The following is a 25,641-nucleotide window of genomic DNA, read 5'->3' as shown; positions in this document are numbered from 1 at the left end:
ATGGAACTGGAACGTCTCTCCCTCGCGGAACTGAAGGCGAAGAGCCCCGCCGACCTGCTGAAGATGGCGGAGGAGCTGGAGATCGAGAACGCCTCGACCATGCGCAAGGGCGAGATGATGTTCTCGATCCTCAAGGAGATGGCCGAAGAAGGTGTCGAGATCTCGGGCGATGGCGTACTGGAGGTGCTGCAGGATGGTTTCGGCTTCCTGCGCTCGCCCGAGGCGAACTACCTGCCCGGCCCCGACGATATCTACGTCTCCCCCAACCAGATCCGCAAGTTCTCGCTGCGCACCGGTGATACGGTGGACGGGGTGATCCAGGCGCCCTCCGATGGCGAGCGCTATTTCGGGATGATCAAGGTCACGAAGATCAATTTCGAGGAGCCGGAGAAGGCGAGCCGGAAGGTTCATTTCGACAACCTCACGCCGCTCTATCCCGATGAGCGTCTGTCGATGGAGATCGACGATCCGACGCTGAAGGACCGGACCCCGCGGGTCATCGATCTCGTGGCACCGATCGGGAAGGGCCAACGCTCCCTGATCGTGGCGCCGCCGCGCACCGGTAAGACCGTGATCCTGCAAAACATCGCGCATTCGATCGAGAAGAACCATCCGGAGTGCTACCTGATCGTGCTGCTGATCGACGAGCGGCCGGAAGAAGTCACGGACATGCAGCGCTCGGTGAAGGGGGAGGTCGTGTCCTCCACCTTCGACGAGCCGGCGACGCGTCATGTCGCCGTCGCCGAGATGGTCATCGAGAAGGCTAAGCGCCTGGTGGAACACAAGCGCGACGTGGTGATCCTGCTCGACTCGATCACGCGTCTCGGCCGCGCGTTCAACACCGTGGTGCCGTCTTCGGGCAAGGTTCTGACTGGCGGTGTCGATGCCAATGCGCTGCAGCGGCCCAAGCGTTTCTTCGGCGCCGCACGCAATATCGAGGAGGGCGGCTCGCTCACCATCATCGCGACCGCGCTGATCGATACGGGCAGCCGGATGGACGAGGTCATCTTCGAGGAGTTCAAGGGAACCGGTAACTCCGAACTCGTGCTGGACCGCAAGATTGCGGACAAGCGCGTGTTCCCGGCCATCGACATCATGAAGTCGGGGACGCGGAAAGAGGATCTGCTGGTGGATAAGGTCGACCTCACCAAGATGTTCGTCCTGCGCCGGATTCTCAACCCGATGGGGACGACGGATGCGATCGAGTTCCTTCTGGGCAAGTTGAAGCAGACCAAGAGTAATTCGGATTTCTTCGATTCCATGAATACCTGAGTCGATCGGCTACGGTTCGGATGTCGAAGCGCGTACCGGCGGGGTGCGCGTCGACGGCTATGGAGGCAGGGTGTTGGACACGATCTATGCACCGGCGACGGCTCCGGGACGGGCGGGGGTAGGAATCTTGCGGGTATCTGGTCCGCAAGTTACTGAAATTATTGATTACTTCTGCTCGTTTCCAGTTTCCGAAAGGGTTGCGACCCTGCGCAAGCTGACGGATGGGCCCGGTGGCGACTTCATCGATGAGGCGTTGATCCTGAGGTTTTCGGCGGGCGCGAGTTTCACTGGCGAGGATGTCGTCGAATTTCAACATCACGGATCGCTCGCTGTCTCGCAGCGTCTGCAGCAGATTCTGGCGATGCGTCCAGGTGTGCGGCTTGCCGAGCGAGGGGAATTTACGCGCCGAGCAGTCGAAAACGGGCGGCTCGATCTGATCCAGGCGGAAGGACTGCTCGACCTGATCGAGGCCGATACCGAGATGCAACGTCGCCAGGCGCTCGAGGTGTTCGGAGGCGGGCTGTCGTCGCTCGCAAAGGAATGGCGTGAGCAGCTGCTTCGCGCGATCGCATTGGTCGAAGCCACGATCGACTTTTCCGAGGAAGAGATCCCGAGCGGTCTGGAAGATCAGGTTAGCGCAATCCTGACATCTCTGATCGCTGCGATCGATAAACAGCTCGCGGGGGCGTCTGCGGCGCAGCGCGTGCGGGAGGGGTTCGAGGTGGCCATCGTCGGGCGTCCGAATGTCGGGAAATCGACTCTGCTGAACGCGCTCGGGCGGCGTGAAATTGCACTGACATCCGATATTGCCGGAACGACGCGGGATGTGATCGAGGTTCCGCTACAGATTGAGGGTCAGTTGGTCAACATACTCGACACGGCAGGTCTACGATCGGCTGAGGATCGTGTCGAGCAGATGGGTGTCGACCTGGCACGGCGGCGTGCGAATGCCGCGGATCTTCGGATCTTTTTGCTTGCGCCCGGGCAGGACCACATCGACGAGAACGCGGGAGTTATGGTCCATCAAGACGACATCGTTTTGCAGGGTCAAGATGATGACGGCAGTAGGGGAGGTGTCTCTGGACGAACCGGAGCAGGTCTCGACAGTCTGCTGAATGAGATAGGTTTGCGGGCTGCCCAGTGTCAGCGAGAAGCGAGTTTCGTTATCCGAGACAGACAGCGGATCAAATTGGAAACTGGCTTGAAGGCTTTGCACGCGGCGCAGTCGGGCCTGGGCGAGATCGATATCGAATTGGTGGCCGAAGATCTTCGGCACTGTTCGGTGGCTCTTGATGGCTTGATCGGCTATATCGGGCCCGAGTCGATCCTTGGTGAAATCTTCTCGAGTTTCTGTATCGGTAAGTGAGTGTTTCACGTGAAACAAAGCTACGATGTTGTCGTTGTCGGTGGCGGTCACGCTGGCTGTGAAGCCGCCCAAGCCGCATGGCGTATTGGTGCGCGCACTGCACTGGTCACGCTTGATCGTTCTAAAATCGGCGAGATGTCTTGCAATCCTGCGATCGGTGGGCTCGGTAAAGGCCATCTCGTGCGAGAAATAGACGCTCTGGACGGCGTCATGGGGCGCGTGGCGGATCGGTCCGGCATCCAGTTTCGCCTATTGAACCGCCGTAAGGGGCCGGCGGTGCAGGGTCCGCGGACGCAGGCCGACCGGAATCTCTACCGACAACATATGCAAGCGGAATTCGATGGCACGCCAGGACTCGACATCATTGAAGCCGAGGTCGCGGATCTGATCGTCGAGAATGGCGAAGTCCGAGGGATTGTTTTGCGTGATGAGGTCAGCATACGGGCCGGCTCCGTGATCCTTACGACAGGAACTTTCCTGAACGGCGTGATCCACATCGGCGATCGCCAGTTCAGCGGCGGCCGGATGGGAGACAAGGCATCGAAGCGGCTCTCGGAACGGCTTTACGCACTGGACTTACCACTTGGTCGATTGAAAACAGGGACTCCGCCTCGCATCTTGTCGTCGAGCATCGACTGGGCGAAGGTCGAGTTGCAACATGCAGATGAAAATCCCTACCGTTTCTCTTTCGATACGAGCCTCCCCGTTCCGCGTCAGATCGCTTGTGGAATTACCCATACCAATGAACGCACTCACGAGCTAATCCGGGAAAACCTTCATAGGTCAGCAATGTACGGCGGCCACATCTCCGGGGTTGGGCCACGCTACTGCCCTTCGATCGAAGATAAGGTCGTGAGATTCGCCGAGAAGACGTCGCATCAGGTGTTCTTGGAGCCGGAAGGGCTCGACAGTGACCTCGTCTATCCAAATGGCATCTCGACCTCTCTTCCGGAAGACGTTCAGCTGGACTACGTCCGAACGATAGTTGGCCTCGAGGAGGCCGAGATCGCGCAGCCTGGCTACGCGATCGAGTATGATTACATTGACCCGCGGGCCCTCTCGCAGACCTTGGAATTAAAGGTTCTTCCGGGATTGTACCTGGCCGGCCAGATCAACGGTACCACAGGCTATGAAGAGGCGGACGCGCAAGGTCTGGTCGCGGGGGCCAACGCGGCCGCGGCTGTGATCGGTAATCCGCCATTCATAGTTGATCGAACGAGCTCGTATATTGGTGTGATGATCGACGATCTGACCACTCACGGGGTTATGGAGCCGTATCGAATGTTTACGTCCCGTGCCGAGTTCCGCCTGTCGCTGCGGTGCGACAATGCCGATCAGCGTTTGACGCCAGTCGGGTATGAGCTCGGTCTGGTATCTGATGAACGCATGAGTCGATATACGAGAAAGATGGACCGTCTCGCCGAAGTGGAGAAGGAGTCGAAGGCGATGACGGTTTCGCCTGCCAAGGCGGCGGCTCAGGGTGTCGCGCTCAATCAGGATGGGCGGAGCCGATCCGCATACACACTATTGGGACAATCGGATCTAGATCGTGAGCAGTTGTTCGCGTTGTGGCCTGAACTCGCAAAGGTGGCCTCTGCAGATCTCGAGCAAATCGCAACGGAATCGATGTATTCGGGTTATATCGAGCGGCAGAGCAGGGATGTGGAACGGATCAGATCGGAACAAGGAATGCGATTGGGGGGCAACGTGGTTTATTCCGAGATCCCTGGTCTCTCCAACGAGTTGGTTGAAAAACTGAATTCAATCATGCCCGAAACTATCTCGAAAGCATCCCGCATTCCCGGAATGACCCCTGCTGCCCTGTCGCTGTTGATCGGCTACTGCAAGCGTGATCAGGCTACTTGATGAAATCGGACACTCGGATAGCGGATGTTTCACGTGAAACACGAGACAAGTTGGCAGTTTATGAACGTCTGCTGAAAACTTGGTCCGCAAAAATAAACTTGGTCGCGCCGAACACGCTGGCAAATCTTCAATCCCGGCATTTCGAAGATTCGGCACAACTCTTGGATCTTGCGAATGATGGCGGGCACTGGGTTGATCTTGGTTCGGGAGGTGGGTTTCCTGGGCTGATCTTGGCACTCATAGATCCGACGCGTCGATATACTCTTGTGGAAAGCGATTTGCGAAAATCCCTTTTTCTTAAAGAAGTTGCACGAGAAACCGATACGGTTGTGGAGGTCATCAACAACCGCATCGAACGGATTAAACCTCTGAATGCAGATATCCTGTCGGCGAGAGCCTTGGCGCCGCTCGATCGCCTGTTGACCTTCGCCGAGCGGCATGGAAACTCGAAGACCCAGCTGATCTTTCCCAAGGGTCGGAGTTATCGTGAGGAGCTGGCGAATGCTCAACGAAGTTGGGACTTAAGTTACGAAATCCACCCCAGCCGGACCAGCGACGATAGCGTCATAATCACCATCGACAGGGCAATCCATGTCTGAACAATCCTGCCGGATTATCGCCTTGGCCAATCAGAAGGGCGGTGTGGGCAAGACGACGACGGCCATCAATCTCGGTACCGCATTGGCTGCGATCGGGCAGCGTGTCTTGCTGATCGATCTCGATCCGCAGGGCAACGCATCGACCGGATTGGGGATCCCCTCTACACAGCGGGAGCTGTCGACCTTCGATCTCATCGCGGGCGAAGCGGATCTCTCGGCCTGCGTTCAGGACACGATCGTCCCCGGCCTGGCAATCGCCCCGGCCTCGGGTGATCTCAGTTCCTTGGACACCGAGCTGGTAGACGAAGCTGATCGATTCCGACGTCTGGACAGCGCGCTGTTTGCGGGCGGATCCATCTATGACGTTGTGCTGATAGACTGCCCACCAGCCTTGAACATCCTCACCCTGAATGCGTTGACCGCTGCGCACAGCGTCCTCGTTCCATTGCAGTGTGAGTTCTTCGCGCTCGAGGGTCTGACACAGCTTATGTCGACGATCAAGGAAGTGAAGGCTGCACTGAACAACACTTTGGCCATACAAGGTATTGTGTTGACGATGTATGATAGGCGCAACAACTTGTGCCATCAGGTCGCGGCAGATGCGAGACAAACCCTGGGGAGCCAGGTGTTCGAGACAGTGATCCCGCGCAATGTCCGCCTCTCCGAAGCCCCATCGCATGCCATGCCCGCGCTTCTTTACGATGAAACGAGCGCGGGCAGTCTGGCCTATCAGCGACTCGCGGCAGAGTTGCTGCACAGAATGAGGGATGGTTCATCATGACCCGAAAACCGGAACGCAAGGGCCTTGGCCGCGGTCTCTCGGCGCTTCTCGTCGACGTGGACCCGGCCCAGCCCCAGAACGCCTCCGCAGGTGCGACCTACGTTCCGATAGAGCGTATCGCACCGAACCCCGACCAGCCGCGGCGGCGTTTCGCGGAGGAGGATCTGGCCGATCTCGCCCGTTCGATCGCCGACAAGGGCGTGCTGCAACCGCTGATCGTCAGGGTCGATCCGGCTCGCGCGGACGGTTACCAGATCGTCGCGGGTGAGCGCCGCTGGCGGGCCGCGCAGCGCGCCAAGCTGCACGAGCTTCCCGTCCTCGTTCGGCAGCTCGACGATGTCGAGGTGCTCGAGGTCGCGATCATCGAGAACATCCAGCGCGCGGATCTCAATGCCGTCGAGGAGGCTCGCGGCTACCGTCAATTGATGGACCGCTTCGGCCACACGCAGGAGAAACTGGGCGAAGCGCTCGGCAAGTCCCGCTCGCATATCGCCAATCTCCTGCGCTTGCTGAATCTGCCGGACCCGGTCCTCGATATGGTGGAGAGCGGCGACCTGTCGGCAGGCCATGCCCGGACGCTCGTCCCGCTCGCGGACCCCTTGCCGCTGGCCCGGGAAATCGTCGACAAGGGTCTCTCCGTGCGCGAAGCGGAGCGTCGTGCGAAGCAGCCCGTCGACGTGACCGCACAGCCGCGCCGTGCCTCGGCCTCTGCCAAGGACGCGGATACCCGCGCGCTGGAAGGCGACCTTTCCGCCAGTCTCGGTCGCAAGGTCAGCATCTCCCATACCCGCAACGGGGACGGTGAAATATCTATAAAATACAAGGATTTGGAGGATCTGGATCGGCTCTGCCAGCTCCTGTCCGGCGGCTGATCAGATCAGCAGCTCGCGCAGGATCGCGTTGGTGAGGGGCCGGCCGGTCTTCGTGATGGTCAGCCGGTCCCGATCTTGCGAGACCAGCCCGTCGTCTTCCAGCCGTGCGATGGCGTCTGGGTCGAAAATTTCTGCATCGAGCGCCTCGACCCGCGACCGCGATACGCCCTCGGCGAGCCGCAGCCCCATCAACAGGCATTCGAGCGCCTGGTCGCGACGCGACAGAGCCGTTCTCTCGACCGCCCGCTCGTCGAGCCACCTTTCGGGCTGCCGCTCCGCCTCCGTCGCGAGCCGCGTGCCGTCGCCGAGCGTCAAGCGGCCATGCGCGCCAGGACCGATCCCGGCGTAATCGCCATAACGCCAATAGACAAGGTTGTGCCGGGATTGCGCGTCGGCCCGCGCATGGTTGGAGATCTCGTAGGCCGGCAGGCCTGCCCGCTCCATGCGGTCCTGCGTATCGAAATACATGTCGCTCGCCCGCGCATCGCTTGGCAGCCCCCTCAGGGCGCCGCGCGCATGCAACTCCCCGAACCGGGTCGCGGCCTCGATGGTTAACTGGTAGAGCGACAGGTGATCGAGATCGAGCGCCAGTGCCCGATCCAGTTCCGCCATCCAGTCCGCGCGCGTCTGGTCCTGGCGCGCGTAGATCAGATCGAAGCTCACCCGTTCGAACAGACCACGCGCCACATCGAAGGCCGCAAGACCCTCGGCCGCGCTGTGCAGCCGTCCCAGCCGACGCAGGTCCGCATCGTTCAGCGCCTGGATCCCCATCGAGATCCGGTTGACCCCTGCATCTCGGTAACCCGCGAAGCGCCCGGCTTCGACCGAGGTCGGGTTCGCTTCCAGGCTGATTTCGGCATCCTCGGCCAATGACCAATATCGGCCGATCGCCTGCAGCACCGTGGCGACGGTCTCGGGCTCCATCAGGCTCGGTGTGCCGCCGCCGAAGAACACCGTGTCCACCCGGCGTGGTCCGGTCAGCGCCGCCTGGGCCTCGATCTCCGAGACCAGCGCCTGTCGCCACGCGTGCTGGTCGACCTCGCGCCTAACGTGAGAATTGAAGTCGCAATAGGGGCATTTGGCCTGGCAGAACGGCCAGTGCACATAGACGCCGAACCCGCCATTCTGCCAGTCCGCCTCAGCCAAGCGCACCTGCCTTGAGCTTCGCGAACGCGTCCGCGCGGTGGCTCAGCGGCTCCTTCTGCGCGTACGCCATCTCGCCGAAGGTCAGTGTTTCGCCATCGCGCAGGAACATCGGATCGTAACCGAAGCCCTCAGTCCCCCTAGGCGGCCAGACCAATGTGCCCGCGGCCTCCCCACGGAACAGCCGATCCGTGCCGTCCGGCCAGGCGAGGCACAGCGTGCAGACGAAGCGCGCGGTATACGGGGCAGGGGCGCCACTCGCCTGCACTTCGCGCCAGGTCCGCTCCATCGCCATTGCGAAATCGCGGCCCGCGGGTGTCTCCGCCCAGTCGGCGGTGTAGACACCGGGCGCGCCGTCCAGCGCATCGACTTCGATACCGCTATCGTCGCTGAGAGCGACCAGGCCCGTCTCCTTCGCCGCGAAATGCGCCTTGATCCGCGCATTGCCCGCGAAGCTGTCCTCGGTCTCCTCCGGCTCGGCCAACCCCAGCTCACCAGCCGAAGTGACGTCGATGCCATAGGGGGCCAGCAAGGACCCGATCTCGCGCAGCTTGCCCGCATTGTGCGAGGCGAGCACCAGCCGATCGCCCGAGGACAGCCGCCGCGTCATGCCACGGCGGCCTTCTGCGCCGCGACCAATGCCGTCACGCCGGTCTGCGCGAGGTCCAGAAGCTGGTCGAGCTCCGCTCGGCTGAAGGGCGCGCCCTCCGCCGATCCTTGCACCTCGATCATGCCGCCGTCGCCGGTCATCACGAAGTTGGCATCGGTGCCTGCCGCGCTGTCCTCGGCATAGTCGAGATCCAGCACCGGCTGCCCGCCATAGATGCCGCAGCTCACTGCCGCCACATGCGCGGTCAGCGGATCGGATTTCAGGTCGCCCGCCGCCATCAGCTTGTTCACCGCCAGCCGCAGCGCGACCCAGCCCCCGGTGATCGACGCGCAGCGAGTCCCGCCATCGGCCTGGATCACGTCGCAATCGACGGTGATCTGCCGCTCTCCCAGCGCCACCCGGTCGATCCCGGCCCGCAAGGACCGCCCGATCAGCCGCTGGATTTCCTGCGTGCGGCCCGACTGCTTGCCCGCCTGCGCCTCGCGCCGATTGCGCGAGGTCGTGGCCCGCGGCAGCATCCCGTATTCCGCCGTAACCCAGCCCAGCCCGGTATTGCGCAGCCAGGGGGGCACCCGCTCCTCCAGCGAGGCGGTGCACAGCACATGCGTGTCGCCACAGCGGATCAGGCAGGAGCCTTCCGCATGCTTAGTCACGTTCGTCTCGATCGAGACGGGGCGAAGCTCGTCGGTCTTACGGCCGGAAGGGCGCATGGAATCCTCCTGATTGTCGGCCCCGTCTATAGCAGTCCGCGCGTCCACGTCCAGCGAGGCCCCGTTGACCCGCCATCCCCCGCCCCTTACCTCGGAAGGGGAAGGAGCACGCCCATGTCCCCCGCAGACCCCACCGGACCGATCAGCGAGATGACCGAACGGTCCCGCGCCGTGTTCCGTGCGCTGGTCGAGACCTATCTGGAAACCGGGGAGCCGGTCGGTTCCCGCACGCTGTCGCGCAGCCTGACGGAGCGTGTGTCGCCCGCCACCATCCGCAACACCATGCAGGATCTGGAGATCCTGGGGCTGCTCGACAGCCCGCATGTCAGCGCGGGGCGCATCCCGACGCAGCGCGGCCTGCGTCTCTTCGTCGACGGGTTCATCGAAGGCGGCAGCGTCGACTCGATGGACCGGCAGGAGATCGAGCGCGCCGTCGGTACCGATCAGGGCGACATCGCGGGCGCGCTCGACCGGGCGAGCACGGTCCTGTCGGGCTTGACCCGCGGTGCTTCTCTCGTGTTGACCCCGCAGGTCGAGGCGCCGATCCGCCATATCGAGTTCGTGTCGCTGTCCGAGGATCGCGCCCTCGTCGTCCTCGTCATGGCCGATGGCCGGGTCGAGAACCGCCTTTTTACCCCGCCGCCGGGTCTGCCGCCCTCCACGATGCGGGAGGCCGCGAATTTCCTCAACGCCGTGCTGGAAGGCCGAACCTTGGGCGAGGCGCGCCGCACCATCGAGCGGGAGATCGAGGCGCGGCGGATGGAGCTCGACGGCCTCGCCCGCTCGCTCGTAGAGTCGGGTGTCGCCCTTTGGGCCGAAGGGGCAGGGGAGGAGCGTGACCGCCTGATCGTGCGCGGCACCTCCCACCTGATCGACGGGGCGGGGGCGGAGGAGGATCTCGACCGGATCCGCCAGCTCTTCGACGATATCGAGCGTAAGCGGGACCTGACGCAGCTTCTGAGCCTGTCCGAGGACGCCGACGGTGTGCGCGTCTTCATTGGGTCGGAAAACAAGCTCTTCTCACTTTCCGGTTCCTCTCTGGTGGTATCTCCCTATATGAACGCGGATCGAAAGATCATCGGTGCGATCGGGGTCATCGGACCCACGCGACTCAACTACGGGCGCATCGTGCCGATCGTGGATTATACCGCCCAACTGGTGGGCCGCCTCCTGGAGGGCGGTCGCTAGGCGGGCGACGCAGGAAGGCTGGAGAGACCGAGATGGCCGACGAGAAAGACATGGGCGAAGAGTTCGACATCGCGACCGAGACGCCGGAGGCCGTCGAGGCCGACGCCGAAGGCTACGCCGACCCGGATGCCGAGATCGACGCCCTGCGCACCGAGAACGAGGAATTGCGCGACAAGCTGCTGCGCACCTATGCCGACATGGAAAACCTGCGCAAGCGGGCCGAGCGCGACCGCAAGGATGCCGAGACCTATGGCGGCACCCGGCTCGCGCGCGAATTGCTGCCGGTCTACGACAATCTCAAGCGCGCGGTCGAGGCCGTGACCGAGGAGCAGCGCGAAGCCGCCGCCGCCCTGATCGAGGGCGTGGAGCTGACCCAGCGCGAGCTGACCAACGCGTTCGAGAAGCACAAGATCACCCGCATCGACCCCGAGATGGGCGAGAAGTTCGATCCCAAGCTGCACCAGGCGATGTTCGAGGCCCCGCTGCCCGGCGTCGATGCCGGCAACATCATCCAAGTGATGACCGTCGGCTTCATGATCGGCGATCGCCTCCTCCGCCCCGCCCAGGTCGGCGTCGCAGCTAAAGGCTGATTCCAGATTGGAAACACATAGATTCCCGATACGACATTTAGCCTTGGCTCAATAAAGAGTATATTTGGTTGACCTAGCGAGTGACACGGTGAAATTCTGTCGGCCGTAGCATGTCCAAAGGGCAGAGCGCTATGTAGGGTTCATTGGCAGGCCCTACCTCGCTAGGTTCCATAACTTCCAAGATACTGCTGTCTTCTGATCCTACGCTCTTGCCTCGGTTTCAGTCGATGAAACGTTGAAACAAATCCTTCGCTACCATGAGCGGATGTTTTGACTACGAGTTTGTATACTTTGGAATCAAATATGTAGATACCAACTGCACAGTTGGGTTTCTCGTCTTCGAACCACTCGGAGTTCAAGATAGCATCCGGAAGCATATTTAGCTCATGCCGCTGCATGTCGGGATGTTTTTGAAGAATATGGATTGCGGTGTGTGCAGATAGATGAATGCGACCACTCGACATGCTTAAATGAGAGCAGACTTGGTCCGGCAAGTGTCCAACTTCGGCCATATCGTCTATACGAGAAATCAATCTATCAATTTTGTCTACGCCGAGCATTCCTGCATTGACCATGAAATTTCCAATTTACTCAATATGAGATCAACTCCTTCAACTCATATATAAGATCAAGCGCTTCCTTGGCGGTTAGCCCGTCCGGCATGACCTCGGCCAGGCGCGCCTCGACCTCGGACGCCTTCGTCTCGACCTTCGGAGTCGGAGCCGGAACCGCAAACAGGGGCAAGTCATCTATAAGAGTCTGAGCCTTCCCCCCTGCCTCACGCTCCCCTTCCTCCAGGATCTCCAGAACCGCCCGCGCCCGCTCGACCACCGCGGGCGGCAGCCCGGCCAGACGCCCGACCTGAACCCCGTAGGAGCGATCCGCCGCGCCAGCGCGAACCTCGTGCAGGAAGATAACGTCGCCCTCCCATTCCCGCACAGCCACGGTCGCGTTGGACACCCCGTCGAGCTTGCCCGCCAGCGCCGTCATCTCGTGATAATGCGTGGCGAAGAGCGCGCGGCAGCGGTTGACGTCGTGCAGATGCTCCATCACCGCCCACGCGATCGACAGCCCGTCATAGGTCGCCGTGCCCCGCCCGATTTCGTCGAGGATCACCATGGCGCGCGGCCCGGCGCGGTTGAGGATCGCCGCCGTCTCCACCATCTCGACCATGAAGGTCGAGCGTCCCCGTGCCAGATCGTCCGATGCCCCCACCCGGCTGAACAGCTGATCGACCAGCCCGATCTCCGCCCGCTCGGCGGGGACATAGGCGCCGATCTGTGCCAGCAGCGCGATCAGCGCGTTCTGTCGCAGCCAGGTCGATTTACCGGCCATGTTTGGCCCGGTCAGCAGCACGATCCGGGCGGCCTCGTCCTCCGCCGACAGGTCGCAATCGTTCGGGATGAACTGTGCGCTGTCCGTTCGCCGCAGCGCCTGCTCCACCACCGGGTGCCGCCCGCCCGCGATATCGAACCGGCGCGAGCCGTCGAGCCGGGGCCGCGTCCAGTCCGCCTCCACCGCCAGATGCGCCAGCCCCGCCGCGACGTCCAGTTCCGCCAGCGCGCGGGCTGCCGCGTTGATTGCGGCGCCATCCGCGACCACCGCCTCGCGCAACCGCTCGAACTGCGCCAGCTCCAGTTCCAGCGCGCGGGCGCCCGCGTTGAGGATCCGCGTCTCCATCTCCGATAGCTCGACGGTGGTGAAGCGCACGGCATTCGCCGTCGTCTGCCGGTGGATGAAGCGATCGGACAGCGGCGCGCTCATCATCCGGTCGGCATGGGTCGCGGTCGTCTCGATGAAATAGCCCAGCACGTTGTTGTGCTTGATCTTCAGCGCGGCGATCCCCGTCTCCTCGGCATAGTCCGACTGCATCCCGGCGATGACCCCGCGCCCCTCGTCGCGCAGCGTGCGCGCCTCGTCGAGGCCCACGTCCACCCCTTCGGCCACGAAGCCGCCGTCGCGTTTCAGGAGCGGCGGCTCCGCGATCAGCCCCTGTTCCAGCAACGCCAGGCACTCGGGCATCCGCGCCAGCACCTCATGTGCCGCCGCCAGGTCCTCGGGCAACTCCCCGTCCATCAGCTCCGCCACCTGTGCACCCGCAGCCAGACCGTCGCGGATCGCGGCGAGGTCGCGCGGCCCACCGCGGTCGAGCGCCAGCCGCGTCAGCGCCCGGTCCATGTCCGGCACCTGCCGCAGTGCGCTTCGCAGATCGGCGGCCAGCGTGCGGTCCTCGACGAAGCTCGTCACCGCATCCAGCCGCCCGTTGATCCGCGCCAGATCGGTCGAGGGCGCGCAGAGCCGCACCTCCAGCAGTCGCGCACCCGCGCCGGTCACCGTCCGGTCGATGGTGGACAGCAGAGCGCCCTCACGCCCGCCCGACAGCGCGTGCGTCAGCTCCAGGTTCCGCCGGGTCGCGGCGTCGATCTGCATGGCCCCGCCCTGACGTTCCTGCACCGGGGGGCGGATCAATGGCAGGCGGCCCTTCTGCGTGATCTCGACATAGTCGATCAGCGCGCCGAGCGCCGACAGCTCCGCCCGCCCGAACTGTCCGAACGCGTCGAGCGCCTTGACGCCGTAGAGCCGATGCAACCGCCCCCGCGCCGCCTCGCTATCGAAACTGGCCGCGCCCAGCGGCGTGACAGTCGTGTCGGCCTCCTCCAGCGCCTGGGCCGTGCTGCCTTCCGCCACCAGCACCTCGCGCGGACCGGTGCGCGCCAGCATCGGACCGAGCATGACGGCGGGGCAGGGAGTGACGTGCAACTCGCCCGTGGACAAGTCCAGCCACGCGAACCCGCCCTCGTCGCGCACCTCGGCATAGGCGGCGAGGTAGTTGTGCCGACGCGCGTCGAGCAGCGTGTCCTCGGTCAGCGTCCCGGGGGTGACCAGCCGCACGACCTCGCGCTTGACCACAGCCTTGTAACCCCGCTTCTTCGCCTCCGCCGGGCTCTCCATCTGCTCGCAGACCGCGACGCGGAAGCCCTTGCGGATCAGCGTCAGCAGGTAGCCCTCCGCCGCATGATGTGGCACGCCACACATCGGGATCTCCCCGCCATCGTGCTTGCCCCGCTTGGTCAGCGCGATGTCGAGCGCGGCGGCCGCCGCCACCGCGTCGTCGAAGAACATCTCGTAGAAGTCGCCCATCCGGTAGAACAGCAGCGCATCGGGATACTGCGCCTTGATCTCCAGATACTGCGCCATCATCGGCGTGGCGGCGGTGGACATGGGGCGGCTCCTGGGCGGGACGTGACCCGCCCGGAATACCGCCCCGCGCAGCCGAGGGGAACCACCCCCGCGCGGCTAGGCTCAATGATCGTGGTCGCGATCCATGCCGGCCTCGTGCTCGTCGTGATCGCCGTGGCGGTCATGCCCGCCGCCCCGTGCCTCGACGTTGAAGATGACGGGGATCTCGCCCGCCTGCTCGAAGACCAGCACGGCCTCGATCCTATCCCCGTCGCCGAACCCACCCTCGGGCAGGCCGAAGAACATGACGTGCCAGCTGCCATGTTCGAAGGTCACCGTTTCGCCCGCCGGGATGACGACTCCGCCCTCCTGCTCGACCATGCGATTGACACCATTCGCGTCCTGCTCGGTCCGGTGCAGTTCGACCCGCTCGACCGGGGCCTCGACGGCGATCAGACGGTCGGGCGTGTCGCCCGCATTGGTGATGGACAGAAAGCCCCCCGCCGTCCGCGCGGTCGAGATGGTCTCGTAACTGAACGGATGACCAATGGTAATGTTGCCGGACGTGTAGTCGTGGGCGAGCATCGCGCTCGCGAGAAGAGAGGCCGCCAGAGCGGCGGAAAGAAGGCGCATGATGCACTCCTGCTTGGAACTGATGGAAGGGATCGCGCAGCGCGCGCGTTCACATCACACCAGCGGAGGTGCGCGGCCCGGCGGCCGCATCCGCGCATCGAGAGCGGACAGGATAAAGGCAGCATCCGGTGTGACGCTGACCGCGTAGACCGCGGCCCGCACGGCATCGCCCGGTGCAGCCACCACCGGCTCGGCGAGCATCTGGCACAACGGACAATGCGCGAGCGCCGTGTCGTCCCCGCCGCAGATGTCGTCATGCGTCAGCCCGAGTGCCGCAAGCTCGGCCACGACTGCATCCTGATCGGCGCGATCCTGCAAGCCGAAGGCGCTGACCGTCGTGGTGAACACGGTCAGCAGCAGGGCAAGCATCGCGATGAGGGTGCGCGGGTTCATTCTCCCGCTTTACCTCAGTCTCTCACTAGATTGAAGCAGTTGCGAAAGCCGCGCATCGTCGGGCCGTGGGGCGGCCCGGCGATGCGCGGCGGCCTGCGGCTTTGATCCCGCGCTATGACGGAATCCGCAAAACACAACCTCACCCCTCCGCCGCGCCCTTCACGATCCGCGCGACCTCGCCCAGTTGCCGCGCCAGCGGGCTCGACCGTCGCCAGATCATGCCCACGCGGCGGGAGGGGGCAGGCTCCGGGAACCGCGCCACGTCCACCGGCACGGCCCGCGTCTCCACCCCGATCGCCATTTCGGGCACCAGCGTCACGCCCAGTCCGGCGCCCACCATCTGCACCAGCGTCGTCAGGGACGAGCCGTCCAGCCCCTCGCGCGGGATCGCGGCGGGCGGCGTGCAGAAGGCGAGTGCCTGGTCGCGAAAGCAGTGCCCCTCCTCCAGCAGCAGCAGCCGCATCTTGCGCAGCCCTTCTGCATCCGGCACCGGGCGCGCGGCGTCGGCCAGCGGGCGGACCAGAACGAAGGACTCCTCGAACAGCTCGACCTCCTCGAACGCGGCCTCGCCCAGCGGCAGCGCGACGATCGCGGCGTCGAGCCTGCCATTCTCCAGTTCTGCCAGCAGTTTCGGCGTCAGCGTCTCTCGCAGATGCAGGTCGAGCGTCGGGGCCGCCTGCGCCAGCCGCGCGCAGATCGCGGGCAGCAGATAGGGCGCGATCGTCGGGATGATCCCCAGCCTCAGCCGGGTGGGCAGATCCTCACCACCCGCGCGGGCCAGATCGGACAGCTCGTCGACCGAGGTCAGGATGCCCTGGACACGGCTCAGCACCTGCTCCCCCACCGGGGTCAGCCGCACCCGCCGCGCCGTCCGCTCGACCAGCTCGGCCCCGAGGCTCTGCTCCAACTCGCGGATTTGCACCGACAGCGCCGGTTGCGACACACCGCAGGCCTCCGCCGCATGACCGAAATGCCCATGCCGGGCGAGCGAATGGAAGTAGCGAAGCTGACGGAGAGTGAGCGCGTTCATAGGCTCAGATTATGAATTCAATCGGAAAATGCAACTTATCCTGATGGGTTGAGACTGATAGGCTCCCCCCATACGTCACATCCAACCGCATTATTCGGAGAGACCCATGGACGGCAACCAATCCAGCATGTCGGGCAAGTGCCCGGTGATCCACGCGACCAACCGCCTGCGCTCGAACCGCGACTGGTGGCCCAACCAGCTCAATATCGGCATCCTGCACCAGAACGCGCCGAAATCCTCGCCGCTCGAGGCCGATTTCGACTACGGCAAGGCGTTCGAGGAGCTCGACCTCGACGCGGTGATCGCTGACCTGCACGCGCTGATGACCGATTCGCAGGACTGGTGGCCGGCCGATTACGGCCATTACGGCCCGTTCTTCATCCGCATGGCCTGGCACTCCGCCGGGACCTACCGCACCGCCGACGGGCGCGGCGGCTCCCGCTCGGGCACGCAGCGGTTCGCGCCGCTGAATTCCTGGCCCGACAACGGCAACCTCGACAAGGCCCGTCGTCTGCTGTGGCCGATCAAGCAGAAATACGGCAATGCGCTCAGCTGGGCGGATCTGCTGGTCCTGACCGGCAACGTCGCGCTTGAATCGATGGGCTTCAAGACCTTCGGTTTCGCCGGCGGGCGCGAGGACATCTTCGAGCCGGAGGCCGACATCTACTGGGGCTCCGAGGATGTGTGGCTGGAGGAAAGCGGCGGCGAGAACAGCCGCTATTCCGGCGACCGCGAATTGGAAAACCCGCTCGCCGCCGTGCAGATGGGTCTGATCTACGTGAACCCCGAAGGTCCGGACGGCAACCCCGACCCGGCAGCCTCGGCTCGCGACATCCGCGACACCTTCGCGCGCATGGCGATGAACGACGAGGAAACCGTGGCGCTCACCGCCGGGGGGCATACCTTCGGCAAGGCGCACGGAGCGGGCGATGCCGCCCATGTCGGGGCGGAGCCCGAGGGCGGCCGCATCCAGGATCAGGGCTTCGGCTGGCTGTCGACCTTCGAAAGCGGCCACGGCGTCCATGCCATCACCTCGGGCATCGAGGGTCCGTGGACCGTCACCCCGACCAAGTGGGACATGAGCTATTTCGACGCCCTGCTCGGCAATGAGTGGGAGCTGACGAAGAGCCCTGCCGGTGCCCACCAGTGGCAGGTCGTGGGCCAGCCCGACGACATGACCGCGCCTCAGGTGGACGGAAACGGTCGCGTGCCAATCATGATGACCACCGCCGACATGGCGATGAAGGTCGATCCGATCTATCGCGAGATTTCGGAGCGGTTCCACAAGAACCCCGACCAGTTTGCCGACGCCTTCGCCCGCGCATGGTTCAAGCTGACCCACCGCGACATGGGCCCGGTCGCCTGCTATCGCGGCAAGCTCGCGCCCTCCGAGGAGCTGATCTGGCAGGATCCCATCCCCACGCCCGATCACGAGCTGATCGACGGCGCGGACCTGGCCGAGCTGAAGAAGGCGGTCCTGTCTTCGGGTCTGACCGTGGCCGAGCTGGTCTCGACCGCCTGGGCCTCCGCCTCCACCTTCCGTGGCTCGGACAATCGCGGCGGTGCCAACGGCGCGCGCATCCGTCTCGCGCCGATGAAGGACTGGGAGGTCAACGAGCCCGCGCAGCTGGCGAAGGTTCTCGAAACCCTCGAAGGCATCAAGGCCGAGTTCGATGCCAAGGGGTCCAGGAAGATCTCGATGGCCGATCTTATCGTCCTCGCGGGTGGTGCTGCGGTCGAGAAGGCCGCGGCGGATGCCGGTCACGACGTGACCGTGCCCTTCACCCCTGGTCGCGGCGACGCCACGCAGGAGCAGACGGATATCGACTCCGTCAACGTGCTGGAGCCGGTGGCCGACGGCTTCCGCAATTACCTCAAGAAGACCTACAAGGTCTCCGCCGAGGAACTGCTGGTCGACCGCGCGCAGCTTCTGGGCCTCTCTGCCCCGCAGATGACGGTGCTGGTCGGCGGTCTGCGCGTGCTGGGCGCGAACTTCCAGGGGTCGCAGCACGGCGTCTTCACCGACCGGCCCGGTCAGCTGACCAACGACTTCTTCGTCAACCTGATGTCGATGGACACCACCTGGGTCGAGATCGACGAGGACGAGCAGGAGTTCGAGGGCCGCGACCGCAAGACCGGCGCGCCCAAGTGGAACGCCAGCCGCGTCGATCTGGTCTTCGGCTCCAACTCGCAGCTGCGCGCACTGGCCGAGGTCTACGGCGCCCACGACGCGCAGGAGCGGTTCGTCGACCACTTCGTCAGCGCCTGGGTCCAGGTGATGGAGGCCGACCGCTTCGATCTGCGCTGATCCGCGCTCCAAGCTGAAACCGACGCCGTCCGGACCGATCCGGGCGGCGTTTTTCGTGGCGTATCCGTGCGCATCGACACGCAAAACGATGTTTCCACCCCGGCCAACCGTGGGATTTCGCACATACACAGGTTGTGTGGTAATCTACCCAAGGTTGCATGAAGCCGGTCCGGCAAGCTCCGTATCGGCAAAATGTCAGATGCCGGAGTATCGCGATGCGCGCCCCACTCGACGGCCACGGCCGATTGGTCCAACGCCTTTGCCTGATCCTTCTCCTTGTGGTCCTGCCTGTGGGCGTTGCCGCGCAGGACCTGACCGATCTCGCCCCGACCCGCGACCTGCCCGACGCCATCCTGCTGGACGCGGAACTTCAGCCGCTGGATGCGCCGAATACCTATCTGACCGTCGCCTACGGCGGCGAGACGCCCCACGGCATCTTCCTCTATATCAAGGCAGGCGGGCTGCGCGGCCACATCGTCACCGTGGAATTCACCGATGCGGACGGCGCGGCCATCCCCGGCCTGCCGAGTGAGCGTATCGTCCTGCGCGACACCGACCAGCTTTTGCAACTGACGCTTGAGGCACCGCCCGCCCCGCCCGCGATCGCGGCTGAGACCGCCTATATCCGCCTCATTGCCTCGTTCCGTGGGGGCGGGCGCGACATGATGCGCCTCTACTTTCCGCACCAACGCAACTGGGTCAGCGCCCCGCCTGTCATCCGGGCCGAGCCGGTGGGCGAGGCCGTCGCCCTGCTGCGCCGCCTGGCCCGGCAGCAACGCCTGCCCGCGCGCACCGTTACCGTTCCGCCCGACAGCGCGGTCACGCTCGACCCCGCCATCAATCTCTCCCCCGAGGTCGTGGAGCGTCTGCGCGTCGCCAACCCGCAGATCCGCCCGCAATTCGGCCCCTTCCTCGTCGATAGCCAAGTGGACGCCATGCGCCGAATCGAACTGCCCCAGCGCTTCGAGCGGATCGAGGCGGTCGAGCCGGTCGTGGAAATGCGATCCATCGACCTCGGCACCGCCGCCACCCGGATCGAGGCGATGCGCCGCCAGAACGAGATCGTGCTGGCCGACGTGCCCGTCGCCGACCTGAAGTTCATCGACCCGCAGGCCTTCACCTACGTGGCACCCGAGCCGGAGGAGACGCGCCCGACCTCGACAGACCCCAGCCATCAGGTCGCCCCTTCCGGCCCCGCCATCTTCTCCTTCGTCGCCACCGAGCCCGAGGCGCAGGTGGATCTGGCCGAGGTGCTGGGCATCGAGCCCGCGATCCTGCCCGACACCAACGCGGCCAGCGGCGTGTTCTACTACGTCCCCTCCCGCTACCGCCTCGCCTATGATCGCGATCTGGGTGGCAGCCGGGGCCTCGCGCTGCGCATCGACTACGACGCGGTCGAGGGCGGGGCGGATGCGCAATCCGTGCGCGTCGCGATGACGCTGCAGGCTCCGCTCGACGGCAATTCCATCGCGGTGACGCAGGCACTGCTGCAAGCCTATGCCGAGGCGCACCCGCCACTGCACTTCGCCGAACTGCGTCCCCTGCCGCTCGCCAGCGTGCCCGAATTCGCGTTCGGCGCGTCCCTTGCAGGCACCGTGGCGGAGGAGGACATCGCCGTCACCGCCTTCACCGATCTGCTCGAAGGCTTGCAGGTCACGTGGCGAACCGATCCCGTGCGGGCCGAGCGGATCCGCCGCGACCTCGCCTCCGAGGTCACGGGCATCACCGGCGCGGCCCGCTTCGCGCTGCCCTCCACCGGGCCCGCGCAACGGCTCGACGTCCCCGCCGAGGTGCGCCTGTCGAACCCCGAGCTTTTCGACGCCGTGCGCTTCACCCGCGACGGCGCGGTAGAGAACGTCTCGCCCCTGCCGGTCAAACTCACCTGGCTCAACGCGCTGGTGCTGGCCGACGAGGGCGGCCCGCGGGTCTATTCCTGGCGGCTCGACGGCACCGGCGTCGCTCCGGGCGGCGAAGCCATCCTCGACCTCGCCGAATTCCCCGAGCAGATCGACACGATCGCCGACCGGATCTGGCTCGACTACACGCTCGACCCCGCCTGTACCAACTGCCTCGCCGGGATCGTGGAGGAGGTTCTGGCCGGCGGAGTCTGGCCCGATACCGAAACCATCGAGATCGCGCCGCTCGACAGCCTCTTCGATGCCGAGACGGTGGAGGTGGAACTGGAGGTCCGCTCCCGCTTTCTCGACCCCACCGATCGGACGCTCCGAACCCTGCCGCCGCTCTACCTCGTGGCGGGCGAGGGATCGCAATTCGTCGGCCCCGTCTTCCCGCCCGCCCCCGGCACGGCGGAGGCGGAGGGCGACCCGCTGATCGAATACCGTCTGAGCGCGCTGATGCAGACCGGCGAGATGCGCGAGGGCACCGTCTGGCTGCCCTTCGACCGGACGCGTCTGCGGCCCGGTGCCTTCCAGCTCGAACAATCTCTGGCGGAGGTGGAGGAATGATCCGCGCGCTCCTCCTGTCCCTGATCGCGCTTCCCGCGCTTGCCGAACCCGACCCTGCACGCCGCACGGTCGCCGCCGGGCTGGTGGTCATGGGCGACGATGCCGATCCCGACCTGTGGCACGCCGTGCCCGCCGTCGCCCTGCGCGAGGCCGCCGATGGCGGGCCGGAGGTCACATTCACCATTGCCCGCTACACGGGAACTGCCGTCACCGGCGATCAGGGCCGCGCCGAGATCTTCTCGACTCTGCGAGCGGGCCTCGTCCTGATGCCGCCCGACCCCGCCGCGCTCGCCGCCGCCGCCGCCGCGCTTTCGACCCGCGATCCGCGCCGCACGGTGCGAGTGGTGCCCCTGCGACCCACGGCGGTGGAGGCGGCGCTGCTGCACGGTCTTGACCCGATCCCTGCCATGTCGGTCCATGACGAAGCCCCCGCCCTCTGGTCCGAACGGGACGTGGTCCTCTCCTTCGCACCCGATCAGGCCGAATTGCTGGAGGCGCTGCTGACCGGAACCGGCCCCGCCCTGTCGCTGGTCTGGTCGCTGACCGGCCCTGCGGCCCCGCTTCCCGATGCCGAGATCACCCTGACCACCACCGGCACCGGCCCGCTCGATCCGGCGCAATTGGCCGAGGCCGTCACCGCCGCCGCCGGCAACTGGCCCGAGACCGCGGGCTACGAAACCCTCGCTGCCGGGGCGCAGGCGATATCCCTGACCCCCGACCAGCAGGCCCTGCGCGTCACCCGCCACGACCTCGATGCAGGCGCGCCGCCCGACTACCCGGTGCTGACCGCGTACAACTTCGCCTTCGCCGACGGCGGGGCCGACGGCATCGTCGAGCGGCTGGTGGAGGTCGAGGCGACCGGTCTGACCGGCCTGCCCACGCGGGCGGAGGTGCTGTTCGCCGCCGACCGTCCCGACGCCTCCGCCCTGCCGATCCAGTTCACCTACGCCGTCGACCTGACGCAGCCCTATCGCTGGCGCGTCGTGGACCTCGCCGAGACGGGCGAGCTGATCGAGGGCCCCTGGACCACGCCCGATTACTGGCGCGCGGTCGTCGACGTCACCAACGCCCCCGCCCGGAGGACCGAGCCATGAAACGCCTGCTGACCGCCCTTCTGCTGACGACCGCGCCGATGCAGGCGCAGGTCGTCGACTACGACGCGGGCACCCTGACGCTGGCCGGGGTGCAGTTGATGCGCGACGCAAGCGATCCCTTCGCTTGGTACTACCTCCCGCAATTCCCGCGCCTCGCCACCAACGAGGCGGGCGAATTCGAGCTGCTTCTGATGCAGGTCGTCCGGGCCGACGAGGAATCGGATCAGGGCCTCGGCGGCATCTTGCACGCGATGGTCGAATTCTCCCTGCCCGAAGAGCTGGAGGCCGAGGTCGCGGCCCTGCTGGAGGACGCCGCCCCCGGCGGTCGTCTCGCCGGGGCGCTGCCGCTGCTCGAACCCTCCCCGACCGAGGCGGAGGCGCTGGGGTCGTTCCGCGTGATCTCCGCCACGCTCGATGCGGGCGCGGACGAGGTCAACGGCCGCGTCCTCACTTCCGGCCCCGCGCCCCTGCGCCCCGGCGCGCGCGCCGCCATCGCCGCCCGCCTCACGCCCGAGGAGGCGGTTCTGCTGATGGACAGCCTCACCGGCACCACCTCCGACCTCTCGGTCGCGGTGCGCGGCTATTACGAGGCGCGGGTGCAGGGCTACAACGCCGTGGTCGAGGCGCAGATGGACACGATCTACGCCCACAACTCGGTCGTCGACAGTTTTCAGGAAGGCTACACCCGCCGCCAGGTCCGCGACATCACCGACGAGTTGATCCAGGACGGCGCGATTTCCGTGGAGGTCTTCGATCGGTCCGAAGGGCTCGGCATCGACGCGGGCGACTTCGAGAAGATCGTGGACCTCGTCACCGACCGCCTGATCGAGACCATGTTCGATGCCACGACGGGCTGGTCGCGCACCCCCGAGGCCGAGGTCGCCGTGACCGAGGGCCAGATCGCCGACCGGCTGGAGCGGGGCTGGCTCGCCAAGGTCTTCCTCGATGACAACGACCGGCCCTACTACACCGACGACCAGTACGTGATGAAGGATCGGGAGGATATCCGCTCCAACACCTTCCGGCTCGACCTGTCGCGCAGCACCACGCTGCGCCTTCCCTTCGACAGCACCGGCAATTTCGGCGGCTTCTACGATACGCTCAGCGACGAGGACCGCGCCCGCCACTTCCGCGTCGTTGTGCCTTCGGAGGTCGCCTCGCGCGAGGTGCGCGACGTGGTGTTCCAGGTCGACGGCGCCATCGCCGAGGGGTTCGAGGGCAGCTTCAACTCCGTCGCCGTCAACATCCGCCTGCCCGAAGGCACCCCCGGCGCGGGTCGGACCGAGGTGCTGCACTTCACCCCCGAAAGTCTCGAGTCCGAGAACGGGCTGGAGGTGCTGGAGCTGTTCCGCCAAGGCGTCGAGGGCACCGACTGGACCCGCTTCGAATACCAGACGGTCTGGAGCCTGCGCGGCGGCGACACCCCGATCCGCGTGCCCGAGCGGGAGGACGACTGGCTGTCGAGCACCGACGCCCTGATCCCGCTCAACCCGCCGCTGGACCGGGTGGAGGTCACGCTCGACGTCGACACCTTCGGGTGGGAGGAGGCAGGCATCGTCGCGGCGGAGGTGCAGATCGCCACCACACTGCAAGGCGACGTGCAGTTCGTCGAGGATCGCCTCGTGCGCGCCACCGCCCCCGGCATCCCGGAACCGGCCGTGTTCTGGCGCGATCCGGGCGAGGACATCGCCTGGCGCGCCATCTGGTACACCCGCCAGGGGCGCGTGACCTCCGATTTCGAGTTGCTCGACGGCCGCTATCTCTTCGTCCTTCCGCCCGAGGCGGACTGGCTCGCGGAGCGGCTGCAATGATCCGCCTCATACTCGTCCTGATCGCCATGACCCTTCCCGCACGCGCCGACGACCTGCTCCTCGACCAAGGCCGACAGGTCGCCGGACTGTGGCTGTTCCCCTCGCTCTCCGAACCGTCCCGCTGGCGCTACGTGCCCGCCACCGCGCGGGTGGCGACGGACGGGGACGGTGCACCGCTCTTCGGTCTGACCTTCTATGTCGGCGAAGAGGAGGCCGAGGGCCCGGACTCCGCCGACCCCTCCTCGATCACCCAGGCGACGGGCGGCGGGCTGCTGCACATGGTCGTCGAATACGCCACCGATCCAGAGCAGGTGGAGGAGGCCGAGGACAGCCTGCGCGCGCTCCTGGAGGACGAGACCGCCTTCATTGCGGGACCGGTGCTCTTCGACGCGGGCAACTACTCCGTCGTGACCTCCGTGGCCGAGGATGCGCGCCTGCTCGCCAACCGGCCCGCCCCGCTGATGGAGGGCGACCGCACCGCGATCACCGCGCGCCTCAGCGCCGAGGAGGCGACGCTGCTGATCGGCACGCTCCGGACTCCGACCCCCGATTTCTCGGTCGTGTTCGACATGGCCTTTTCCGGCCTCAGCCAGGCCTATGACGCCACGATGGTCGTGGACTGGGAGAAGACGAAGGAAGCGATGACCGCGGGCGCCGGTGGCTCGGTCTACTTCATCGGCGCGGATGTCGAGCTGGCCATCGAGGAGGCGATGCAGACCGGCGGCATCACGCTGGAGGTCAACGGCGACGACGCGGACATGGAGGCGCTGGTCGCGCAGGTCCACGACCGCGCGCTCGACATGATGTTCGCCCCGATCGAGGTCGAGCAGGTGCCCGAGGATGAGCGCGGCGGCCTGCTGGACGCCATCGGCGCGCTGATCGGCGGCGACGGGCTGGCAGGCTCGTCCAACACCACCGGCTTCGGCCTCAACGCGAGCTACCGCCTGAAGGACCTGCGCTCCGAAGGCATCACGCGGCTCAGCTTCAACAAGCGCGCGACACTGCCGCGCCGCGCACTGATGACCGTCAATCTCGGACAGGTCGCGGCGCTGGATGGCGGCGCGGTGCGCACCGTGGCTGCCGTCGATCCCGCCACCCAACTGCGCCGGATCTTCGTCGCGCTCGATGGCGGGCTGGAAGCCGAGCTTGGCGGCTTCGTCAACTCCGTCGCCGTGACGATGCGCAAGGATCACCCCGGCGGGCGCGAGACGATCGAGCAGATCGTGATCCGGCCCGAGGATGCCGAGGACCCGCTCGCCGTTCACGGCCCGCTCCTCTACTCCAACGCCGAGCGCGAGGGCGCCGCCAGCTGGCTGACCTACGAGGTCGCGACGGACTGGAGCTTCCAGGGTGGCGGGCGCTACCGGACCGACGGGCGCGCGACGGATGCGGCGATGATCTCGCTCACCGCGCCTTTCCACCGGCACGAGGTCGCCATCGAGGGCGACGCCGCGACGCTGGCCGAGGCGGGCGTGCGCGCCGTGATCGTCGAGGTCGGCGCCGATTTCTTCGGCGACCGGCAGGAGGCGCGCCGCATCCTGCGCCCCGATCCCGATCACCCCGTGCTCGACGTCACACCCATTAGCCTGACCCTGCCCGAGGGCGTCTGGTCCTATGACTGGCGCATCACCTGGATGATGCGCGGCGCGCCGCCGATTACCGCATCCGGCACCGACGACCTCGGCTTCCTCTTCGTCGACGAACTCCCGCCGCCTCCCTGAGCGGAGCCG

The 25,641-nt window shown here is 65.6% G+C and carries 20 protein-coding genes; 13 read left to right on the top strand and 7 right to left on the bottom strand.

What is annotated here, in order from left to right:
• The 6 genes from rho (at position 1) to RX333_RS02660 (ending at position 6,756) form a co-directional block, all read left to right on the top strand.
• Positions 1 to 1,272 (top strand): transcription termination factor Rho, encoded by a 1,272-nt coding sequence (gene rho / locus RX333_RS02685; protein ID WP_316013370.1) that lies wholly within the window; start codon positions 1 to 3, stop codon positions 1,270 to 1,272.
• A 73-nt stretch (positions 1,273 to 1,345) separates the two neighbouring features.
• Positions 1,346 to 2,638, top strand: coding sequence for a tRNA uridine-5-carboxymethylaminomethyl(34) synthesis GTPase MnmE (mnmE, locus tag RX333_RS02680; protein ID WP_316013369.1), 1,293 nt, complete (start codon positions 1,346 to 1,348; stop codon positions 2,636 to 2,638).
• Positions 2,639 to 4,504 carry a tRNA uridine-5-carboxymethylaminomethyl(34) synthesis enzyme MnmG gene (mnmG, locus tag RX333_RS02675; protein WP_316013368.1) on the top strand — a complete coding sequence of 622 codons (1,866 nt, stop codon included), beginning with the start codon at positions 2,639 to 2,641 and terminating at the stop codon, positions 4,502 to 4,504.
• Positions 4,504 to 5,103, top strand: coding sequence for a 16S rRNA (guanine(527)-N(7))-methyltransferase RsmG (gene rsmG / locus RX333_RS02670; RefSeq protein ID WP_316013367.1), 600 nt, complete (start codon positions 4,504 to 4,506; stop codon positions 5,101 to 5,103). The genes mnmG and rsmG overlap by 1 nt, the downstream gene beginning before the upstream one ends.
• Positions 5,096 to 5,884 carry a ParA family protein gene (locus RX333_RS02665; RefSeq protein WP_316013366.1) on the top strand — a complete coding sequence of 263 codons (789 nt, stop codon included), beginning with the start codon at positions 5,096 to 5,098 and terminating at the stop codon, positions 5,882 to 5,884. Before rsmG ends, RX333_RS02665 begins: the two co-directional genes overlap by 8 nt.
• The gene (locus tag RX333_RS02660; RefSeq protein ID WP_316013365.1) at positions 5,881 to 6,756 is read left to right on the top strand and encodes a ParB/RepB/Spo0J family partition protein; all 876 of its coding nucleotides are present in this window, start codon (positions 5,881 to 5,883) and stop codon (positions 6,754 to 6,756) included. Before RX333_RS02665 ends, RX333_RS02660 begins: the two co-directional genes overlap by 4 nt.
• On the opposite strand, the gene hemW is transcribed toward RX333_RS02660, so the two are convergent.
• The 3 genes from hemW to rph are packed head-to-tail and all read right to left on the bottom strand — an operon-like array spanning position 6,757 to position 9,219.
• Complete coding sequence (gene hemW, locus RX333_RS02655; RefSeq protein WP_316013364.1) at positions 6,757 to 7,902, bottom strand: radical SAM family heme chaperone HemW; 1,146 nt, start codon at positions 7,900 to 7,902, stop codon at positions 6,757 to 6,759. It abuts the gene before it with no gap.
• A complete protein-coding gene (locus RX333_RS02650; RefSeq protein ID WP_316013363.1) occupies positions 7,895 to 8,509 on the bottom strand; it encodes a non-canonical purine NTP pyrophosphatase in 615 nt (204 codons plus the stop codon). Before RX333_RS02650 ends, hemW begins: the two co-directional genes overlap by 8 nt.
• Positions 8,506 to 9,219, bottom strand: a complete 714-nt coding sequence (gene rph, locus RX333_RS02645; RefSeq protein ID WP_316013362.1) for a ribonuclease PH — start codon at positions 9,217 to 9,219, stop codon at positions 8,506 to 8,508. The genes RX333_RS02650 and rph overlap by 4 nt, the downstream gene beginning before the upstream one ends.
• 114 nt (positions 9,220 to 9,333) lie before the next feature.
• Here rph and hrcA point away from each other — a divergent pair, with 114 nt between their 5' ends.
• Together hrcA and grpE are read left to right on the top strand one after the other, a co-directional pair.
• A complete protein-coding gene (hrcA, locus tag RX333_RS02640; protein WP_316013361.1) occupies positions 9,334 to 10,407 on the top strand; it encodes a heat-inducible transcriptional repressor HrcA in 1,074 nt (357 codons plus the stop codon).
• A 32-nt stretch (positions 10,408 to 10,439) separates the two neighbouring features.
• Entirely contained in the window at positions 10,440 to 10,997 is a 558-nt protein-coding gene (grpE, locus tag RX333_RS02635) for a nucleotide exchange factor GrpE (protein ID WP_316013360.1), read from the top strand.
• Between the two features lie 591 nt (positions 10,998 to 11,588).
• On the opposite strand, the gene mutS is transcribed toward grpE, so the two are convergent.
• The 4 genes from mutS to RX333_RS02615 form a co-directional block, all read right to left on the bottom strand.
• Positions 11,589 to 14,219: a DNA mismatch repair protein MutS gene (mutS, locus tag RX333_RS02630; RefSeq protein WP_316013359.1), complete on the bottom strand. Its 2,631-nt coding sequence runs from the start codon at positions 14,217 to 14,219 to the stop codon at positions 11,589 to 11,591.
• Between the two features lie 81 nt (positions 14,220 to 14,300).
• The gene (locus RX333_RS02625) at positions 14,301 to 14,810 is read right to left on the bottom strand and encodes a copper chaperone PCu(A)C (RefSeq protein ID WP_316013358.1); all 510 of its coding nucleotides are present in this window, start codon (positions 14,808 to 14,810) and stop codon (positions 14,301 to 14,303) included.
• A gap of 54 nt (positions 14,811 to 14,864) precedes the next feature.
• Positions 14,865 to 15,203, bottom strand: a complete 339-nt coding sequence (locus RX333_RS02620; protein ID WP_316013357.1) for a DUF2946 family protein — start codon at positions 15,201 to 15,203, stop codon at positions 14,865 to 14,867.
• Positions 15,204 to 15,342: 139 nt separating this feature from the next.
• Positions 15,343 to 16,233 carry a hydrogen peroxide-inducible genes activator gene (locus tag RX333_RS02615; RefSeq protein ID WP_316013356.1) on the bottom strand — a complete coding sequence of 297 codons (891 nt, stop codon included), beginning with the start codon at positions 16,231 to 16,233 and terminating at the stop codon, positions 15,343 to 15,345.
• 106 nt (positions 16,234 to 16,339) lie between these two features.
• Between RX333_RS02615 and katG the strand changes: the two genes are divergently transcribed.
• From katG to RX333_RS02590, 5 genes are all read left to right on the top strand, one after another.
• Positions 16,340 to 18,541 carry a catalase/peroxidase HPI gene (gene katG, locus RX333_RS02610; RefSeq protein ID WP_316013355.1) on the top strand — a complete coding sequence of 734 codons (2,202 nt, stop codon included), beginning with the start codon at positions 16,340 to 16,342 and terminating at the stop codon, positions 18,539 to 18,541.
• Positions 18,542 to 18,786: 245 nt separating this feature from the next.
• Positions 18,787 to 21,006 carry a hypothetical protein gene (locus RX333_RS02605; protein WP_316013354.1) on the top strand — a complete coding sequence of 740 codons (2,220 nt, stop codon included), beginning with the start codon at positions 18,787 to 18,789 and terminating at the stop codon, positions 21,004 to 21,006.
• Positions 21,003 to 22,100, top strand: coding sequence for a hypothetical protein (locus tag RX333_RS02600; RefSeq protein ID WP_316013353.1), 1,098 nt, complete (start codon positions 21,003 to 21,005; stop codon positions 22,098 to 22,100). The genes RX333_RS02605 and RX333_RS02600 overlap by 4 nt, the downstream gene beginning before the upstream one ends.
• Positions 22,097 to 23,911 (top strand): hypothetical protein, encoded by a 1,815-nt coding sequence (locus RX333_RS02595; RefSeq protein ID WP_316013352.1) that lies wholly within the window; start codon positions 22,097 to 22,099, stop codon positions 23,909 to 23,911. The genes RX333_RS02600 and RX333_RS02595 overlap by 4 nt, the downstream gene beginning before the upstream one ends.
• A complete protein-coding gene (locus RX333_RS02590; protein WP_316013351.1) occupies positions 23,908 to 25,632 on the top strand; it encodes a hypothetical protein in 1,725 nt (574 codons plus the stop codon). The genes RX333_RS02595 and RX333_RS02590 overlap by 4 nt, the downstream gene beginning before the upstream one ends.
• The last annotated feature ends 9 nt before the right edge of the window (positions 25,633 to 25,641 follow it).

The organism is Roseobacter sp. HKCCA0434, from assembly GCF_032464675.1.
Lineage (GTDB): Bacteria > Pseudomonadota > Alphaproteobacteria > Rhodobacterales > Rhodobacteraceae > Pontivivens.
This window is presented reverse-complemented; position numbering and strand designations above follow the sequence as displayed.

Excerpts from the sequence above, each read along its gene's own strand:
- rho (WP_316013370.1), top strand. The coding sequence starts at position 1 with ATGGAACTGGAACGTCTCTCCCTCGCGGAACTGAAGGCGAAGAGCCCC.
- rsmG (WP_316013367.1), top strand. The coding sequence starts at position 4,504 with ATGAAATCGGACACTCGGATAGCGGATGTTTCACGTGAAACACGAGAC.
- RX333_RS02665 (WP_316013366.1), top strand. The coding sequence starts at position 5,096 with ATGTCTGAACAATCCTGCCGGATTATCGCCTTGGCCAATCAGAAGGGC.
- RX333_RS02660 (WP_316013365.1), top strand. The coding sequence starts at position 5,881 with ATGACCCGAAAACCGGAACGCAAGGGCCTTGGCCGCGGTCTCTCGGCG.
- RX333_RS02650 (WP_316013363.1), bottom strand. The coding sequence starts at position 8,509 with ATGACGCGGCGGCTGTCCTCGGGCGATCGGCTGGTGCTCGCCTCGCAC.
- rph (WP_316013362.1), bottom strand. The coding sequence starts at position 9,219 with ATGCGCCCTTCCGGCCGTAAGACCGACGAGCTTCGCCCCGTCTCGATC.
- hrcA (WP_316013361.1), top strand. The coding sequence starts at position 9,334 with ATGTCCCCCGCAGACCCCACCGGACCGATCAGCGAGATGACCGAACGG.
- grpE (WP_316013360.1), top strand. The coding sequence starts at position 10,440 with ATGGCCGACGAGAAAGACATGGGCGAAGAGTTCGACATCGCGACCGAG.
- mutS (WP_316013359.1), bottom strand. The coding sequence starts at position 14,219 with ATGTCCACCGCCGCCACGCCGATGATGGCGCAGTATCTGGAGATCAAG.
- RX333_RS02625 (WP_316013358.1), bottom strand. The coding sequence starts at position 14,810 with ATGCGCCTTCTTTCCGCCGCTCTGGCGGCCTCTCTTCTCGCGAGCGCG.
- RX333_RS02620 (WP_316013357.1), bottom strand. The coding sequence starts at position 15,203 with ATGAACCCGCGCACCCTCATCGCGATGCTTGCCCTGCTGCTGACCGTG.
- RX333_RS02615 (WP_316013356.1), bottom strand. The coding sequence starts at position 16,233 with ATGAACGCGCTCACTCTCCGTCAGCTTCGCTACTTCCATTCGCTCGCC.
- katG (WP_316013355.1), top strand. The coding sequence starts at position 16,340 with ATGGACGGCAACCAATCCAGCATGTCGGGCAAGTGCCCGGTGATCCAC.
- RX333_RS02600 (WP_316013353.1), top strand. The coding sequence starts at position 21,003 with ATGATCCGCGCGCTCCTCCTGTCCCTGATCGCGCTTCCCGCGCTTGCC.
- RX333_RS02595 (WP_316013352.1), top strand. The coding sequence starts at position 22,097 with ATGAAACGCCTGCTGACCGCCCTTCTGCTGACGACCGCGCCGATGCAG.
- RX333_RS02590 (WP_316013351.1), top strand. The coding sequence starts at position 23,908 with ATGATCCGCCTCATACTCGTCCTGATCGCCATGACCCTTCCCGCACGC.